The sequence below is a fragment of the Actinoplanes subtropicus genome, assembly GCF_000721705.1.
In the GTDB taxonomy this organism is placed as follows: domain Bacteria; phylum Actinomycetota; class Actinomycetes; order Mycobacteriales; family Micromonosporaceae; genus Actinoplanes; species Actinoplanes subtropicus.
This window is the reverse complement of record NZ_JOJL01000020.1, coordinates 367,033-383,595: the sequence shown is the minus strand read 5'-3', so window position 1 is coordinate 383,595 and position 16,563 is coordinate 367,033. Positions and strand designations below refer to the sequence as shown.

The following is a 16,563-nucleotide window of genomic DNA, read 5'->3' as shown; positions in this document are numbered from 1 at the left end:
TCCCCCCTGACGGGAGCCGTTCATGAGCGGCCTGTTCACCTTCGGCGAGTCGATGGGCGTGGTCGCCGCCGATGGCATCGGCCCGCTCGCCCACGCCCGCACGTTCTCGTTCGGGATCGGCGGCGCGGAGACCAACGTCGCGATCGGCGTCGCCCGGCTCGGCGGCGAGGCGACCTGGCTGGGCCGGGTCGGTCCGGACACGACCGGCGCCCTGATCGGCCGACGGCTGGCGGACGCCGGCGTGCGCGCCCTGGCGATCCAGGACACGATGTTCACCGGGCTGATGGTCCGGTACAAGCGGTCCGGCGAGTTCATGCACGTCGACTACCACCGCGCGGGCAGCGCCGGCTCGCGGCTCACCCCGGCCGACATCCCGGCCGCCGAGCTGCGCGAGGCCGGGATGGTGCACGTCACCGGCATCACCCCGGCGCTGAGCGAGACCTGCCGGGCGGCCGTCTTCCAGTCGGTCGAGACGGCTCTCGCGGCCGGCGTGCCGGTGTCGCTCGACGTGAATTACCGCAGCAAGCTGTGGTCCCGGCCGGAGGCGGCGACGGTGCTGCGCGACCTGGTCTCGATGGTCGACATCGTGTTCGCCGGCCCGGAGGAGGCCAGCCTGTTCGTCGACGACGACCACGTGGGCGGCCTGGCCAAGCTCGGCCCGACCGAGGTGATCATCAAGGACGGCGGCCGCGGCTGCGTGGCGCAGATCAACGGCGAGCGCTACGAGGTCCCCGCGCTGCCGGTGACCGTGGTCGACCCGGTCGGCGCGGGGGACGCGTTCGTGGCCGGCTACCTGGCCGACCGGCTGGCCGGCGAGGCGCCCGAGCGGTGCCTGACCACGGCGATCGCGGCGGGTGCCTTCGCGGTGACCGTGCCGGGCGACTGCGAGGGACTGCCCGACCGGGCCGAGCTGGCCGCTCTGACCGGCGGCGACATCAGGCGATAGGACAGGTCGCGCCGCGCGGCGGCACCTCGAGCGACACCAGGTAGTCGTCCGCCTTGCGCTTCATGCAACTGCTTTGGGTGTACGCGCCATGACCGGCGCCTTCGTACGTCACCAGCACGCCGTGCCGGCCCAGTTGCCGCTCGACCGACCGGGCCCAGTTGAGACCGGTCGCCGGATCGTGGCGCGAATTGAGCAGCAGGATCGGCGTCCTGGTGTGCACTCGCAGAATGTGCTGCGGGTTGGTCACGTGCGGCCAGCCGAGGCAGAGAGTCAGCGCGAAGACCTGCGGCGGGTAACCGGTGTCCGGGGCCACCCTCGCCGTGCGTCGCAGCAGGGCGGCGTACTCGGCGTAGTCGCGCACCGGTAGCGACCAGTCGTCGCAGAACGCCGGGACCACCACGCCGAGGTCGGTGATGTGCTTGGCCGGGCCGCCGGCGTCCACCCCGGCCAGGTAGGTGGCCAGTTCGGCGTACTTGACGTCCTTGAGCCACTGCAGGGCGGCGGCATCGAGGTCGAAGTGGTCGTGCGTGGCGATCAGCCGGTGCCAGACGGTCCGGGCGCCACCAGGGTGGCGCACTCGGCGTCGTCGCCGCACGGCTGCCAGGTCATCGGAGGGTGGGCCGGGACGGGGAGAGCGGCCGCCAGGATCGCGGCGAGCAGCATTTTCATGACCGTCGATCATGGTCGGCCGACGGCGACGACAAATCCGGAATGACCCTGAAAACTACCCTTGGCGAGCCCTGAGCCGGCGCAGCATGCGGGCGTCGGTGAAGCCGACCGCCCGGGCTGCCGACTCGACCGTCGCGCCGTGGCCGATCAGGTACTCGGCCCGCTCGACCCGCAGCACCTGCTGGTAGCGCAGCGGCGTCTGGCCGGTCGCGGCCGTGAAGAGCCGGGTCAGCGTGCGCTCGCTGACCCCCGCGCCGGCCGCGAGACCGCCCAGCGGCAGCGCCGACGCGAACTCCGCGTCGATCGTGTCCTGCACCCGGTGCACCACCTCGGACAGGTGCGCCCGGTGCCGCAGCATCGCGCTGGCCTGCGGCTCGTCGCCGTTGCGCCGGGCGTAGACGACCATCTCGCGGGCCACCCGCGCCGCGGTCGCCGGGCCGTGCCGCTGGGCGACCAGGTGCAGCCCGAGGTCGATGCCGCTCGCGATGCCGGCCGAGGTGACCACCCGGTCGTCGCCGACGTAGAGCACGTCGCGCACGACGGTGGCCCGCGGGTAGTCGCGGGCCAGGTCGTCCTGCAGGTCGTGGTGGGTGGTGCAGCGGCGGCCGTCGAGCAGGCCGGCCCGGCCGAGCGCGTCGGCGCCGGCGCAGACGCTGGCGACCGTGCCGCCGGCCGCGTGGTGCTCGGCCAGCCGCCGCAGGGTCGCCGGCGCGAACGCCCCGAATCCCTCCCGCCAGCCGGGCACCAGCAGCAGGTCCTCCGGGGCCAGCGCGGGCCACTCCACCGACGCCTGCAGGGTGACGCCCTGCCACGTCGGCACCACCGGCTCCTCGGCGACGTAGAAGAGCTCGTAGCCGTCGGCCGTGCTGAACACCTGGGCCGGGCCGGCGAGGTCGAGCAGGTGCACCTGCGGCGTCAGCACGAACACCACCCGGCTCACGATCCGGTCACCCTCCCAGATAGTCGTCCGTAGCGCGTACCGCGGCGAAGCGGCCGGCCAGGGCGTATTCGGTACGGCGCACGACCTCCGCCGCGGAAAGCGTACGCGGATCGGCCAGCAACTCCTCGACGGTCTGGTCGGCGGGGGCGTCCCAGTGCGGGATCGGGAACGTGCCGGTCGCGTCGGTGACGAAGGTGACCTCGTACCCGAAATCGGAGGCCACCCGCGCCGTGGTCTCCACGCACTGCTCGGTACGCAGCCCGCAGACGGTCACGGAGGTGACGCCGGCCATCGTCAGGATCTGCCCGAGATTGGTGGTCGTGAAGGCGTTGTGCGAGGTCTTGGTCACCAGTGGCTCGTCCTTGGCCGGCTCCAACTCGCTCACCACCCGCACGTGCCCGTTGGCCGGGTCGAACTCGCCGCCGCTGCCCGCCTCCGCGTGCAGCACCCACACCACCACCTCGCCGGCCGCCCGCGCCGCCTCCACGAGCCGCCCGACATTGGGGATGAGTTCCGGGTTGTCGAGCGTCTGCCACAGCGGCCGTACGCGGAAGGACTCCTGCACGTCGATCACGATCAGAGCGTTTGTCATGCCAGAAATTCTTGGCGTCCGGCCGCGCCGCCCGGAAGACACCATCGCGACCACGGCCGGAACGATCCGGTCAACCACCGGGCACGCCGTCGCGGTGACCGGCCGGTAGCGCTACCAGGTGCGGTACGGTGCGGGGGCCACGAATCAGAGAGGCCGCCCCATGCCCGAACGTATCGTCAGTCCCACCGGCCGCGGCCTGCTCCTGCTGGATTCGCATCCGACCGGCTGCGCGGCCAACGTCGCCCGGCTGCGGGCCGAGGCCGACGAGCCCGCCGACGTACCCACCGACGGGCCGGTCGCGATCGTCATCGGGTCGAGCGCCGGGTACGGCCTGGCCGCCACGATCGCCGGCCTGGTCCGGCACGGCATCCGCGGCGTCGGGGTCAGCTTCGAGCGGCCGCCGGGCCGCCGCACCGGCACCGCGGGCTGGTACAACACGATCGCCACCGACGCGATCGCCCGCGAGCTCGGCCACGACTTCTCGTTCGTGAACGACGACGCCTTCGCCGACACCACCAAGACCAGCGTGCTGGATCTGATCGCCAAGCGGTACGGCGGCGTCGACTACCTCATCTACAGCGTCGCCGCGCCGCGCCGCACCGACCCGCGCAGCGGCGTCACGTACCAGTCGGTCATCAAGACGCTCGGCGCGCCGTTCTCGACCAAGAGCCTCGCGTTCGACACCGACGGCGGGGCGACCCTGCAGGACATCACCGTCGAGCCGGCCGACGAGGCCGAGGCCGCGGCGACCGTGCAGGTGATGGGCGGCGAGGACTGGTCCCGCTGGGTCGACGCGCTGCTCGAGCGCGGCCTGGTGCGCGACGGTTTCCGTACGGTGGCGCTGACCTACATCGGGTCGAGCGTGACCGCCCCGATCTACCGCAGCGGCACGATCGGCGCCGCGAAGGCCCACCTGGAGGCGTCGGCCAAGGGCCTGACCGAGCGCCTCGCGGCCGTCGGCGGCAGCGCGACCACGGTGGTCAACGGCGCCGCGGTGACCCAGGCGTCCACCGCGATCCCGACCATCGCCCTCTACACCAGCCTGCTGCGCTCGGTGCTCGGCCCGCGCATGCAGTCCCCGATCCGCCAGTCGGTACAACTGTGGGACTTCCTCACCGGCGCCAAGCCCGCCGACCTGGACGCCGAGGGCCGCATCCGGCTGGACGGCTGGGAGCTGGACCCCGAGGTCCAGTCCACGATCGGCGACCGGTGGCAGCTCATCACCCCCGACAACCTCCAGGAGATGGCCGACCTGGTCTGGTTCCGCAGCCAGTTCCGCGCCCTGTACGGCTTCGACGTGCCCGGCGTCGACTACGCGAAGCCGGTCGACCCCGACCTCCCCTGGCCGGCCGCCTAGGCGGCTCCGAGGCTGGGCCGGTGCGCATGGATCTCGATCAGTTCGCTCGGCATCGGTCAAATGCTGCTGGCGTTCGCGGAGCGCGGCGCTACTGGCGATTCTTGAACGTGAGTCGCCGGCTGTCGGAACCGTCGGGGTTCATCGCCCAGACCTCGCCGGCATCCGGATCGGTCAGTCCTCGATTGCTGAAGAACAGGAGCTTTCGGCCCCCGAGACCCCAGAACGGGGCTCGGTCGTCAGATGGGTCGCGGGTCAGCCGGCGCTGCCGGGATCCGTCCGCGTTCATGAGGTAGATCTCGTGATCACCGTCCCGGTCGCTCGTGAACGCGATGGGTGACCAGGCCGGTTCGGCGTCGTTGGCGGTGTTGTTGGTGAGGCGGCGTTGGTGGGTTCCGTCGGCGTTCATGGTGTAGATCTGGTCGGTGCCGTCCCGGCCGCTTCTGCTGCCCGTCGGGTGACCAGGCCGGTTCGGCGTCGTTGGCGGTGTTGTTGGTGAGGCGGCGTTGGTGGGTTCCGTCGGCGTTCATGGTGTAGATCTCGTTGTTGCCGTCCCGGTCACTGTCGAAGGCGATTAGTCGATCTCCGAACAGATTCGGGTCGTTGTCATCGGTGGCGTTGTGGGTGAGCTGCCGCAGGTGACTGCCATCCGCGTGCATCACGTAGATCTCGTCGGTCTCCGGCTGACCAACTGTTCCGAACGCGAACGCGACGTTGATCCGGTTCACCGAAGCTCCGGAGAAAGCCACCGCTAAGGCCAGTCCGGCGCCGGCCGTCGCCGCCGCGGTGGAAGCCCACAGCGCCGCCGCGGGTTTCGCGGTCAGGGCCGTCGCCGGATGCACGCTGCCCGCTGCCGCCGTGCTGGGCCCGTGGCTCACGACGCCGGCGGGCGTGATCAACTTGGCCATACCAAATACCGGCGTAGCGCAGCCGGTGATCACCGCGGTCAGCCAACGCCACAGGAAGCCGACCCGGTGGTGACGTTCCTTGATCCGCTTCGCGCCGGCCTCCAGGTTGCGGGTGAAGATGGTGAACCGCGTGGTCAGGCGGTCCCGCCAGCTCAGTAGCCCGGCATCTTCCGGGGAGACGAACAGGACCTCGCTGCTGAAGGCAAGGTCGTGCAGGCAGCGTCGCCGGGACGACCCGAACGCGGCCAGCATGCCGACGCCGAGCACGTCGACCACGAGGTAGCCGACCGAGTGCCGCCCGATGGCCCATCCGAGTCCCCGCACGGTGGGGCGGAGCGGCTTCCCGTCCACCCGGCGCTCGGCCAGCCCGAACAGCGCCTTCCCGATGGTCTGGCCATTGGTCAACCAGACGGTCAGACCGAGCACGACGGCCACGCAGACCGTCAGGGCGACGGCCGTGGTCCGGAGGCTGACCAGGTCGACCTTGAGCGCCTCTTCGGCCAGCCGGCCAAGTACCGCCAGTACACCGAACACCACGACCACGATGAACACGTCCACTGCGAGGGCGGCAATCCGGTAGCGGTGCGGTGCGAGCCGTGCAGTGCCGCCGGATCCGGCTGGAAAGGAGGTCAGATCGACGGTGATATCGGCGGGCGACGTCTCCTGCCGGACGGTGGCGGGTGGCGCGTCCGCCACTCCGATCCAGAGCGGCCATTGGTACGGCGGCCGTGGCCATTCGCAAATGTCCGATCTGACCCTTGCGGCGTTCATGGACAGGCATCCGCTCGTTGAACGGTACGCCACGCGACCGGACGATACGGCGCCACACAAGATAAGCGACTTCCTTTCGGACCGGCAATGGCGGTCCCACGTCGTATACAGTGAACTATTCGTGCCCATTCGCGCTCATTATCAATTGGGAATTCCGACTTTGCTTACCCGCGATGCGGTGCGAGGATGGGCCATCAACCGATCCAGCGGCGACTTCCATGCCGAGGCAATGGAATTGGCGGCCAGCCTGCAGCCGATACTCACGGTTCTTGATTATGTCTACGCCAGGCCGCGGCCAGCGAGCGTGGACCTTGCTCGGCAGGGGGAGTCTCGGAGCAGGATCGGCATGACCGACCGCGAACTGGAGTTGCTCACCCATCTGGCGGACGGACTGAGTGCGCAGCAAATCGCCCGTCTTTGCCGGATCAGCGTCCGCACTGTCCGCAAGCATCTGGAGAATGCCTACGTCAAGCTCGATTGCCACGACCGAATGACGGCCGTCATCGTCGCGCGCGACCTCGGCCTGTTGTGACAGCTGACGGCCGGCTCGGCGAGCAGCGGCGCCTCCCCTAGGAAGGCGCCGCCGATGGCACCCGGCGCCATCGCTGTGGGCCAAGATGGCTTGCTTGTGTGCCACCGGTGTGCCATAGTGGTGCCATGGACTTGACCTCGTATGTGAACAACCTTGGCCGCGAGTTCGCCACCCTGGCCGAGGCCGGCGGGCCCGAGGCGCGTGCGCTGGTCGAGCGCCTGACCGGGTCGCTGGAGTCGGCGATCCGGATGACGCTGCTGGACGCGCTCTCCGCGGCGGCCGACGAGATCACGCAGGATCTGGCGCCGGGCTCGGTGGAGTTGCGGCTGCGCGGCCGCGACCCGAACTTCGTCGTCAGCCTGCCGGCCGTCGAGACGGGGGAGTCCGCGGCGGCCGCGCCGGAGGGTGACCTGCAGTTCGCCGAGGACGGTCCGGCGGCGCGGATCAACGTACGCATGCCGGAGCACTTGAAGGCCGCCATCGAGGAAGCCGCGGCCAAGGAGGGCCGGTCGGTCAACGCCTGGCTCAGCCGGGCCGCCGCGGCCGCCCTCCAGACGGCGCATCAGCGTCCCGAGCCGCGCGGCGGCGGGGCTCGCGGCGCACGCCAGTTCAGCGGCTGGGTCCGCTAAAAGCCCAGCTCAACAGCCATCCGAGTCATCACGACGGGACAACCATGCCTACTTTCGAGACCACCGAATCGATCAACGTCACTCTCGACCTCAGCGTCGGCTACGTGCGGATCGCCGCGAGCGACCGGGCCGACACCGTCGTCGACGTCCGCCCCAGCGACGAGGCCGAGGAGTCCGACGTGGCCGCCGCGCGGCAGGTCCGCGTCGACTACGCCGGCGGCGAACTGCGGGTCATCGGCCCGAAGCGGACCTTCGACTTCTCCCGCAAGCTGCGCTCGGTGGACGTGACCATCGAACTGCCCACCGGCTCCCGGGTGGACGCCCAGGTGCAGATGGGCGACCTGCGCACCGCCGGCCGGCTGGGCGAGACCCGGCTCAAGACGTCGGCCGGCAACGTGTCGGTCGAGCGGACCGGCACGCTGCGCCTGGAGACCTCGGCCGGGAACGTCACCGTCGGCGCCGCCGCCGGGGCCACCGAGATCTCCACCGGCACCGGCAAGGTCCAGGTCGGCGAGGTCCAGGGCGCCGCGGCGGTGAAGAACTCCAACGGCGCCACCCTGATTGGCACCGTCACCGGGGACGTCCGGGTCCGCGCCGCCAACGGCGACATCGAGATCGAGCGGGCCGGCGCCGGCGTCGACGCGAAGACCTCCAACGGCGACGTCCGGCTCGGCCAGGTCGCCCGCGGCTCGGTCGTCGCCGAGACCGGGATGGGCGGGCTGGACATCGGCATCGCCGAGGGCACCGCCGCCTGGCTCGAGGCCAAGACCGGCTTCGGGCACGTCCGCAACCAGCTGGACAAGGCCGCCGGGCCGGACGAGGCGGCCGAGACGGTCCAGGTGCACGCCCGCATCTCGTTCGGCGACATCACCGTCCACCGCTCGTAGCCGAGGGAAGAGGGAACGCCATGACCATCACCGTGACCGGGCTCCGGAAGTCGTTCGGCGACCACTTGGTCCTCGACGGCATCGACCTGGACGTCCCGAGGGGAACCGTCTTCGCGCTGCTCGGCGCGAACGGCGCCGGCAAGACCACCACCGTCAAGATCCTCTCGACCCTGCACCGGGCCGACGCCGGCGAGGCCAAGGTCGCCGGCCACGACGTGGCCCGCGAGCCGGACGCGGTGCGCGCCGCGATCGGGGTCACCGGCCAGTTCTCCGCGGTGGACAAGCTGCTCACCGGCGAGGAGAACCTGCGCCTGATGACCGACCTGCACCAGCTCTCCCGGGCCGAGGGCCGGCGGCGCTGCGAACGGCTGCTCGAGCGGTTCGAGCTGACCGAGGCGGCCCGCAAGCCGGCCGGCACCTACTCGGGCGGCATGCTGCGGCGGCTCGATCTGGCGATGACCCTGGTCGGCAGCCCGCAGGTGATCTTCCTGGACGAGCCGACCACCGGACTGGACCCGCGCAGCCGCCGGGAGATGTGGCAGATCGTGCGGGACCTGGTGGCCGACGGCGTCACCATCTTCCTCACCACGCAGTACCTGGCGGAGGCCGACGAACTGGCCGACCGGATCGCCGTGCTGGACGGCGGCCGGGTGGTCGCCGAGGGCACCGCCGAGGAGCTCAAGCGCCGCATCCCGGGCGGCCACGTCCGCCTGCACTTCACCGACGAACAGCAGCTCGACGCGGCCCGGGAGGCGCTGGCCGGTGCCACCCGGGAGGGCGAGGGGCTGGCCCTGCGGGTGCCGAGCGACGGCAGCCTGACCGCGCTGAAGACCCTGATCGACCGGCTCGACGAGCGGGCCGTCAAGGTCGACGAGATGTCCGTGCACACCCCCGATCTCGACGACGTGTTCCTGGCCCTGACCGGCAACCGGTCAACCACCGAGAGGGTGACGAACCGATGAGCACCTTGACGCTGACCCCGGCCGACCGGAGATTCCACCCGCTGCGCGACTCGGCGACGATGCTGCGCCGCAACCTCAAGCGCATGCTGCGGTACCCGTCGATGACCATCACGCTGATCGGCATGCCGGTCGTCTTCCTGCTGCTGTTCGTCTACGTCTTCGGCGGTACGCTCGGCGCCGGCCTGCAGGGCGGCGGCGGCCGGGCGGCGTACGCCAACTACGTGGCGCCCGCGATCATCCTGATGACCATCACGGCCACCGTGCAGGGGACCGCCATCTCGATCGCGATGGACATGACCGAGGGCATCATCGCCCGCTTCCGCACGATGCACATCGCCCGCGTCTCCGTGCTGACCGGGCACGTCCTGGGCAGCGTGATCCAGGCGATGATCGCCCTGGCCGCGGTGATCGGGGTGGCGCTGCTGGTCGGCTTCCGGCCGACCGCCTCGCTGGGCGGGTGGCTGCTCACGGCCGGCTTCCTGGTGGCGGTGACCTTCGCGCTGGTCTGGCTGTGCGTGGCGCTCGGTCAGGTGAGCAAGACGGTGGAGACGGCGAGCAACATCCCGATGCCGCTGATCCTGCTGCCGTTCCTCAGCAGCGGGTTCGTCCCCACCGCGTCGATGCCGGCCGGCCTGCGCTGGTTCGCCGAGCACCAGCCGTTCACGCCGATCATCGAGACCATGCGCGCCCTGCTGATGGACCGGCCGGTCGGCAACGACGGGTGGATCGCGCTGGCCTGGTGCGCGGTGATGGCCCTCGGCGGCTACCTGTGGTCGAAGAAGCTCTACAACCGCGAGTCCTAGGATCGGGAACGTGGGAACGGCCGGACTGGTACTGGCGGCGGGTGGCGGGCGCCGCTACGGCATGCCGAAGGCGCTCGTCGCGTACGAGGGAATGCTCCTGGTGGACCGCGCGGCCGAGACCCTGCGGACAGCCGATGTGACACAAAGCCTGGTGGTGCTCGGGGCGCAAGCCCCGGCCGTCATCGAGCAGGCGGCCGAGCTCCCGCCCAGTGTGGTCAATCCGGACTGGGCGAGCGGGCTCGGCTCGTCGTTGCGGGTCGGGCTCGAGGCGCTGACCGCGACGCCGGCCGAGGCCGTGGTCGTGCTGCTGGTGGACATGCCGAGGGTGACCGCCGAGGCGGTACGCAGGGTGACCGCCTTCGCCGCCGAGGACGCCCTGGTGATGGGCGGCTACGGCACCCGGCGTGGTCACCCGGTGCTGCTCGGCCGGCGGCACTGGCCCGGCGTGATCGCGACCGCGACCGGGGACCGCGGTGCCCGCGACTACCTGCGAGCCCACGCCGACCAGGTGCGGGTCGTCCCGGTGGACGACGTCGCCGACGACTTCGACCTGGACGTGCGGCCGTGAGCGACCTCCTACCCAGGTAGGAGAGCGGCTCCGACCCGGGGCCACCGATCCGGCCCGCGGGTGGGCGAAACGATCGCCGTGAATCCGCAGGCTGCGGTCATGACTACTGTCGCTGTCGCTCCCCTCAACAAGCTGCACCGGCCGCTGCTGGTGCTGACCGGGGTGATGGCGGTGCTCGCCGTCGTCACCGCCGCCGGGATCTTCCTCGACCCGCGGGTGCTCACCGGGGCGCCGATCTGGGTCAAGCCGTTCAAGTTCGCCGTCTCGCTGGCCGTCTACGGGCTCACCATCGCCTGGATGCTCTCCGTGCTGCCGCGCCGCAGCCGGGTGGGCGAGGCGGCCGCGGTGGTGATCGTCGCGGTCGCGGTGATCGAGGAGGCGATCGTCGTGCTGCAGGCGGCCCGCGGCACGACCAGCCACTACAACCAGACCACCCCGTTCGACGCCGCGCTCTGGCGGACCATGGGCGTCTCGATCATGCTGCTGTTCGTGAGCCACCTGATCATCGCGGTGGCGGCGCTACGGCAGAGAATCAAGGACCGCCAGCCAACCGCCCCGCCCACCGCCCTTAACCGGACTGAAGACCGGTCTATCGCGTACGGGATGAGGCTCGGTCTTGGCCTTTCGCTGCTGGGCATGCTGGCCGCGGTGCCGATGGTGATCCCGCGCGGGGATCTCGCCGGAGCGCACAGCGTGGGCGTGCCGGACGGCGGGCCGGGGCTGCCGTTCCTGGGCTGGAGCACCACGGGCGGCGACCTGCGGATCGGCCACTTCTTCGGGTTGCACGCGCTGCAGGCCCTGCCGCTGCTGGCCTTCCTGCTGACCCGCACCCGGCTCGGTGACGGCGTTCGGGCCCGGCTGCTGCTCGTCGCGGGCGCGGCCTACGGCGTACTCAATGTGCTGTTGACCTGGCAGGCCCTGCGCGGGCAACCGCTGGTGAAACCGGATGCCCTCACCCTGAGTGCCTGGGCGGCGCTCGCCGTCGCCACCGGAATCGCCGCGACGCTGGTGCTGCGGACCGCGAAGCGGCGTCCCGCGGTCCTAGGCTGATCGGCATGGGCTGGGTGGTACGCCTCTTCGAGCGCCGGCAGACCTGGCTGCGCATGCTCCTGCTCGACCTCAGCGGAGTGGCCTACCTGGTGTTCGGCCCCCACGACCCGGGGCTCCCGGACGCCCGGCAGTGGCAGCTCGCGGTGCTCGCCTTCGGCTGCGCGATCGCGCTGGGCCGCTGGCCGCTGGTCAACTTCCTGGCGCAGACCGGGCTGCTGACGATCGCGATCTGTGTGCTGCCCGACGAGACGATCAACCGGGTCGGCGCCAGCTGGGCGCTGGTCGAGGTCGCGCTCTGGACCGCCCGGCCGCTGACGATCTGGCTCTGCACGGCGCTGCTGTTCGCGGTCTACCTGGTGTTCGGCCTGCCGGGCTCGGACGGGCCGGTGTCCACCGAGATCTTCGGGATCCTGCTGCTGCCGGTCGGGCTGCCGCTGCTGCTCGGCCTGGTCATCCGCAACACCCGGGAGCTGGGCCGGCAGGCGCAACTGTGGGCCGAGTCGGAGGGCCGGGCGGCGCGGGCCGACGAGCGCGGCGCGATCGCCCGCGAGCTGCACGACGTGGTCGCGCATCACGTGGCGTCGATGGTGCTGCGCGCCGGGGTGGCCCGGCACGTGCTCCCGGAGCTCGATCCGCGGGTGGCCGAGGTGCTCGACGACGTGCACGCCACCGGGACGACCGCGCTGACCGACCTGCGGCGGCTGGTCGAGGTGCTGCGCGATCCGGCCGGGGTGCGCGACGATGCGGCGATCACCGCGATCGAGCCGGGCTCGCTGCCGGCGGCGCTGGGCGCGGCGGTCGACACCGCCCGGCGCACCGGGCTGTCCGTGGAAGCGGACATCGACGAGGCGGTGGGAACCATCGACGCGGTACGCGGCCTGGCCGTGCTCCGCCTGACCCAGGAGGCGCTGACCAACGTGGCCAAGCACGCCGGACCGACCGCCCGGGCCCGCCTGCGGGTGACCGTCGACGACGACGCGGTGAGCTGGGAGGTCACCGATGACGGCGGGGCGGCTGGCAACGAGGGGGACGCGGTCGGCTTGCCCCCGCAGGGGGCCTGGTTCTCCGCGCCGTCCGTAGGACCAGGCGCCGGTAGTGGCCCAGCTGGCGGGCACGGGCTGGTTGGCATGCGTGAGCGAGTCGAAGTGCTGGGCGGGGAGTTGACCGCCGGGCCGGACGGGAGCGGGTGGCGGGTCGGGACGGTGTTGCCGCGGTGATCCGGGTGCTGCTCGTCGACGACCAGCCGCTGATCCGGGCCGGGCTGCGGATGCTCTGCGACGCCGAGGCCGACCTCGAGGTGGTGGGCGAGGCCGGCGACGGGCGGCAGGCGGTGACGCTGGCCGAGCGCCTGACCCCGGACGTGGTGGTGATGGACCTGCGGATGCCCGGGGTGGACGGGATCAGCGCCACCAGCCGGATCCTGGCGAACCGCCCGGCCACCCGGGTGCTGGTGCTGACTACCTTCGGCGACGACGACCACCTCTACCCGGCGCTGACCGCGGGGGCGTGCGGCTTCCTGCTCAAGGACGCGCCGCCCGCCGAACTGCTGGACGGCATCCGGCGGGCCGCGGCCGGGGACAGCCCGTTCAGCCAGGACGTGCTGCGCCGGCTGGTCTCCCGGGCGGTGCACAGCCGGCCGGCCGAGCCGAAACCGATCGAGGGGCTGACCGCGCGCGAGCGGGCCGTGCTCGACCTGGTCGGCGAGGGCCTGTCGAACGCGGAGATCGGCGAGCGCCTGCACATCGGCGTGACCACGGTGAAGACGCACATCACGGCGCTGATGGCCAAGACCGACAGCCCTAATCGCGTACGCCTGGCCCTGGTCGCCCTGCGGAAGGGAACAGAGCGCAAATGAACAGAAAGGCCGAAGACCCGTGGCGGCGGGTCTCCGGCCTTCGCTGCTAAAAGTTATCGCGTGCCCGCGGGTTTCGCGCGGTCATCCCGGCGGCGTGGCGTCAGCCCTGCCGGCCGTTCCAGCGCGGGTTCTTCTTGTTGACCACTACCTGGCGGCCGCGGCGGCGGGTGATGACCGAACCCGGCTTGCTCTTCAGCGACCGGAGCGAGTTGCGAACCTTCATGGCGGAACCTCTTTCCGCGCCGGCCGGACCGCCGGACGCGACCTTTGGAACGCCGCGACGGGAAGGGATATTTCCGGTTCGCGGACCTCAAGTAGGGTCCGGTCGCGACCGATCGAGCGGCTATGCGAATGCGACTCCTCGGCACCCTGCTCACCGCGGCGGCCGTCACCACGGCTGGGATGGCCGCCCCCGCTCAGGCCGCTTCATCCTGGGCCGCGGAGGGCCGGGTGTTCGGCGTCGACGCCGCCGGCGCCATCCCGGGCCAGTACATCGTCACGCTCAAGTCGCCGGCCGGCGAGCTGAGCGCGCAGAGCATCGGTGGCGCCACGTACGTCAAGAAGATGACCGCCACCGAGGCCCGCCGCCTGGCCGCCCGGCCGAACGTCGCGTACGTCGAGCAGGACCGGCTGATGCACGTCGAGGCCACCCAGAGGAACCCGGTCTGGGGGCTGGACCGGATCGACCAGCGGGCGGTCAAGCCGTCGAAGTCGTACACGCCGATGGACGACGGCAGCTCGGTGCACGCGTACGTGATCGACACCGGCATCCGGATCACGCACAGCGAGTTCGGCGGGCGGGCCTCGTACGGCTGGGACTTCGTCGACGACGACGCGACCGCCTCGGACTGCAACGGGCACGGTACGCACGTGGCCGGCACGATCGGCGGCGCCCACTACGGCGTCGCGAAGAAGGTCAAGCTGGTCGCCGTCCGGGTGCTCGACTGCGACGGCTCGGGCACGCTCTCCAGCGTGATCGCCGGGGTCGACTGGGTGACCGCGAACGCGCAGAAGCCCGCGGTGGCCAACATGAGCCTGGGCGGCGGCCGCAGCGCGTCGCTCGAGGCGGCCGTGCAGCGCTCGATCGACTCGGGCGTCACGTACGCGGTGGCGGCCGGCAACGACGACACCAACGCCGGCCAGGAGAGCCCGGCGGCGCTGCCCGCGGCGATCACCGTGGCCGCCTCGGACAGCACCGACCACCGGGCGTACTTCTCCAACTACGGCAGCGTCGTCGACCTGTTCGCGCCGGGCGTGAACGTCCGTTCCTCGTTCGCCGGCAGCGACACCGCGACGGCCGTGGCGAGCGGCACCTCGATGGCCACCCCGCACGTGACCGGCGCGGCCGCGCTGGTGCTCGACGCGGCCCCCGGCTACACCCCGGCCCAGGTGCGCAACTTCCTGGTCGCGCACGCCACCACCGGCAAGATCAAGGACGCCGAGGGCTCGCCGAACCGGCTGCTGTTCGTGCCCGCGCCGCCGGCCCAGCCGGTGATCAAGTCGGCCGGGCTGACCGTCACCGTCGGGCAGCCGTTCTCGGCGACGCTGGCCGCGAGCCGCCGGGGCACCTGGAGCGTGGTCGCCGGCAAGCTGCCGGACGGGCTGAAGCTGTCCGCCGGCGGGGTGGTCTCCGGGACGCCGGTGGCGCCCGGTACCGCCACGGTGAAGGTGCGGTTCGTCGACTACGTCCCGTACACCGTCACCAAGGTGTTGAATGTCACGGTCCGCAAGTCGGTGCCCGTGCTCTCCACCGGGACGCTGCCGGCCGGCACGACGGGCGTGGACTACTCGGCGCAGCTGACCGCCGACCGCCTCGGCGCCTGGGAGCTGACCGCGGGCGCGCTGCCCGACGGCCTGACCCTCGCGGCGGACGGCACGATCACCGGCGTGCCCACGACCCCGGGCGCATCGACCTTCACGGTCGGCTTCACCGACGGCTGGGGGAGCCGGGCGAGCGCGCAGGTGACGCTGCAGATCGGCTGAACGTGATCGCGCTCGCTCGGCGGCCGGGGGCACGGAGACGCCGAGCGAGCGCTTTCACATACGAGGACTTTAATGTTCGCGTTTGTCAGTGGCCTGTATTCAAGCTGTGATGAGGCTGTGGGCGTAGGCCTCGGCGATCGATGCCGACTCCGGCAGGTCCGCCTCGACCACCGGCAGGCCCGGCGCGACCTCCGCCCCCAACTCGGTGAGCAGCTGCCGCAGCAGCGCTTCCGCGGCGGCCGCCTGCGGCGCCACGCCGGCGGTCACCACCGGGACGGCACGCTTTCCGGCGAGGGCTTGCGCCGGCAGTTGGTCCAGCAGCACCTTGAGTACGCCGGTGTAGCTGCCCTTGTACGTCGGCGTCGCCACCACCAGCAGCTCGGCCTCGCGGATCAGCCGGACGGCCCGCGCGGTCGGCTCGTCCCCCGGCGTGAGCAGGCCCGCGCCCAGCTCCCCGACCTCGACGACCTCGACCACCTCGCTCGTCGAGCCGAGCGCCGCGCCCACCGCCACGGCCAAAACAGACGTGCGTGACCCGGGGCGCGGGCTGCCCGACACGACGACGACGCGACTCATGCGGCTCTCCTCAGGTGTGCGTAGTGACCATCGTGGTAGACCAGCGGCGTCGCACCGAGGTCGTCGTGGTGCTCGCCGATCTCCGGCGCGGCCAGCACGATCGAGTGGTCGCCGGCCTCGACCCGGCGGACCACCCGGCAGACGATCCGGGCCAGCACGCCGTCGAGCAGCGGCACGCCCTCCGGCCCCGGCCGCCACGCGCCGTGGGTGGCGAAGCGGTCGATGCCGCGGGTGGAGAAGGTGCGGGCCACGTGCTCCTGCTCCTGGGTGAGCACGTGCACGGCGACCAGGTCGGCGGCGGCCACGGCCGGCCACGCCGAGGCGGTGTGCGCGAGGCAGAACGAGACCAGCGGCGGGTCGAGCGAGACCGACGTGAACGAGGTGGCGGTGAAGCCGGCCGGCGGCTGCCCGGGCGCCGTGATCACCACCACGGCGGCGGCATGCCGGCGCAGCAGTTGGCGGAAAAGATCGGTAACCACTGGAGCGGCTCCCATTTCTTGGGACGATGGATCTACTGGGGTCAGCGTCGCGCCTGAAT

20 protein-coding genes are annotated in these 16,563 nt (G+C 71.6%); 12 read left to right on the top strand and 8 right to left on the bottom strand.

What is annotated here, in order from left to right:
• Nucleotides 1-22 precede the first annotated feature (22 nt).
• Nucleotides 23-946: a sugar kinase gene (locus tag IH26_RS0127050; protein WP_030439054.1), complete on the top strand. Its 924-nt coding sequence runs from the start codon at nt 23-25 to the stop codon at nt 944-946.
• Here IH26_RS0127050 and IH26_RS0127045 read toward each other — a convergent pair.
• The 4 genes from IH26_RS0127045 to IH26_RS0127030 are packed head-to-tail and all read right to left on the bottom strand — an operon-like array spanning nt 936 to nt 3,147.
• The gene (locus IH26_RS0127045) at nt 936-1,523 is read right to left on the bottom strand and encodes an alpha/beta hydrolase (RefSeq protein WP_030439053.1); all 588 of its coding nucleotides are present in this window, start codon (nt 1,521-1,523) and stop codon (nt 936-938) included. The genes IH26_RS0127050 and IH26_RS0127045 overlap by 11 nt on opposite strands.
• A complete protein-coding gene (locus IH26_RS63985; protein WP_281179787.1) occupies nt 1,481-1,615 on the bottom strand; it encodes a hypothetical protein in 135 nt (44 codons plus the stop codon). Before IH26_RS63985 ends, IH26_RS0127045 begins: the two co-directional genes overlap by 43 nt.
• Nucleotides 1,616-1,670: 55 nt before the next feature.
• Complete coding sequence (locus tag IH26_RS0127035; protein ID WP_030439052.1) at nt 1,671-2,555, bottom strand: GlxA family transcriptional regulator; 885 nt, start codon at nt 2,553-2,555, stop codon at nt 1,671-1,673.
• Between the two features lie 7 nt (nt 2,556-2,562).
• Entirely contained in the window at nt 2,563-3,147 is a 585-nt protein-coding gene (locus tag IH26_RS0127030) for an isochorismatase family protein (RefSeq protein WP_030439051.1), read from the bottom strand.
• A gap of 160 nt (nt 3,148-3,307) precedes the next feature.
• On the opposite strand from IH26_RS0127030, the gene fabV reads away from it, so the two are divergent.
• Nucleotides 3,308-4,504, top strand: a complete 1,197-nt coding sequence (gene fabV, locus IH26_RS0127025; RefSeq protein WP_030439050.1) for an enoyl-[acyl-carrier-protein] reductase FabV — start codon at nt 3,308-3,310, stop codon at nt 4,502-4,504.
• A gap of 302 nt (nt 4,505-4,806) precedes the next feature.
• On the opposite strand, the gene IH26_RS56160 is transcribed toward fabV, so the two are convergent.
• Nucleotides 4,807-6,309 carry an RDD family protein gene (locus IH26_RS56160; RefSeq protein WP_084599091.1) on the bottom strand — a complete coding sequence of 501 codons (1,503 nt, stop codon included), beginning with the start codon at nt 6,307-6,309 and terminating at the stop codon, nt 4,807-4,809.
• On the opposite strand from IH26_RS56160, the gene IH26_RS0127015 reads away from it, so the two are divergent.
• The 9 genes from IH26_RS0127015 to IH26_RS0126975 all read left to right on the top strand — a co-directional run bounded on the left by IH26_RS0127015 (nt 6,302) and on the right by IH26_RS0126975 (nt 13,466).
• The gene (locus IH26_RS0127015) at nt 6,302-6,712 is read left to right on the top strand and encodes a response regulator transcription factor (protein ID WP_169789826.1); all 411 of its coding nucleotides are present in this window, start codon (nt 6,302-6,304) and stop codon (nt 6,710-6,712) included. The two genes, IH26_RS56160 and IH26_RS0127015, sit on opposite strands and share 8 nt — an antisense overlap.
• Nucleotides 6,713-6,837: 125 nt before the next feature.
• Nucleotides 6,838-7,341, top strand: a complete 504-nt coding sequence (locus IH26_RS0127010) for a toxin-antitoxin system HicB family antitoxin (protein ID WP_030439048.1) — start codon at nt 6,838-6,840, stop codon at nt 7,339-7,341.
• Between the two features lie 44 nt (nt 7,342-7,385).
• Complete coding sequence (locus IH26_RS0127005; RefSeq protein ID WP_030439047.1) at nt 7,386-8,228, top strand: DUF4097 family beta strand repeat-containing protein; 843 nt, start codon at nt 7,386-7,388, stop codon at nt 8,226-8,228.
• A gap of 20 nt (nt 8,229-8,248) precedes the next feature.
• Complete coding sequence (locus IH26_RS0127000) at nt 8,249-9,190, top strand: daunorubicin resistance protein DrrA family ABC transporter ATP-binding protein (RefSeq protein WP_030439046.1); 942 nt, start codon at nt 8,249-8,251, stop codon at nt 9,188-9,190.
• On the top strand, nt 9,187-9,993 hold the full coding sequence (locus IH26_RS0126995) for an ABC transporter permease (protein ID WP_030439045.1): 807 nt from the start codon (nt 9,187-9,189) through the stop codon (nt 9,991-9,993). The genes IH26_RS0127000 and IH26_RS0126995 overlap by 4 nt, the downstream gene beginning before the upstream one ends.
• 10 nt (nt 9,994-10,003) lie before the next feature.
• Nucleotides 10,004-10,561: a nucleotidyltransferase family protein gene (locus IH26_RS0126990; protein WP_030439044.1), complete on the top strand. Its 558-nt coding sequence runs from the start codon at nt 10,004-10,006 to the stop codon at nt 10,559-10,561.
• 99 nt (nt 10,562-10,660) lie between these two features.
• Nucleotides 10,661-11,611, top strand: a complete 951-nt coding sequence (locus IH26_RS0126985) for a hypothetical protein (protein WP_030439043.1) — start codon at nt 10,661-10,663, stop codon at nt 11,609-11,611.
• Nucleotides 11,612-11,616: 5 nt separating this feature from the next.
• Entirely contained in the window at nt 11,617-12,828 is a 1,212-nt protein-coding gene (locus IH26_RS0126980) for a sensor histidine kinase (protein WP_030439042.1), read from the top strand.
• Nucleotides 12,825-13,466: a response regulator transcription factor gene (locus IH26_RS0126975; RefSeq protein WP_030439041.1), complete on the top strand. Its 642-nt coding sequence runs from the start codon at nt 12,825-12,827 to the stop codon at nt 13,464-13,466. Before IH26_RS0126980 ends, IH26_RS0126975 begins: the two co-directional genes overlap by 4 nt.
• Nucleotides 13,467-13,566: 100 nt before the next feature.
• Here the strand turns inward: IH26_RS0126975 and IH26_RS0126970 are convergent, their stop codons facing one another.
• Nucleotides 13,567-13,689, bottom strand: coding sequence for a ribosomal protein bL36 (locus IH26_RS0126970; RefSeq protein WP_030439040.1), 123 nt, complete (start codon nt 13,687-13,689; stop codon nt 13,567-13,569).
• Nucleotides 13,690-13,811: 122 nt separating this feature from the next.
• Between IH26_RS0126970 and IH26_RS0126965 the strand changes: the two genes are divergently transcribed.
• Nucleotides 13,812-15,449, top strand: a complete 1,638-nt coding sequence (locus IH26_RS0126965) for a S8 family serine peptidase (protein WP_030439039.1) — start codon at nt 13,812-13,814, stop codon at nt 15,447-15,449.
• A 99-nt stretch (nt 15,450-15,548) separates the two neighbouring features.
• On the opposite strand, the gene IH26_RS0126960 is transcribed toward IH26_RS0126965, so the two are convergent.
• Both IH26_RS0126960 and IH26_RS0126955 read right to left on the bottom strand, forming a co-directional pair.
• Nucleotides 15,549-16,025, bottom strand: coding sequence for an NADPH-dependent FMN reductase (locus IH26_RS0126960; RefSeq protein WP_030439038.1), 477 nt, complete (start codon nt 16,023-16,025; stop codon nt 15,549-15,551).
• Nucleotides 16,022-16,519, bottom strand: a complete 498-nt coding sequence (locus IH26_RS0126955) for a flavin reductase family protein (protein WP_030439037.1) — start codon at nt 16,517-16,519, stop codon at nt 16,022-16,024. Before IH26_RS0126955 ends, IH26_RS0126960 begins: the two co-directional genes overlap by 4 nt.
• Between the last annotated feature and the right edge of the window lie 44 nt (nt 16,520-16,563).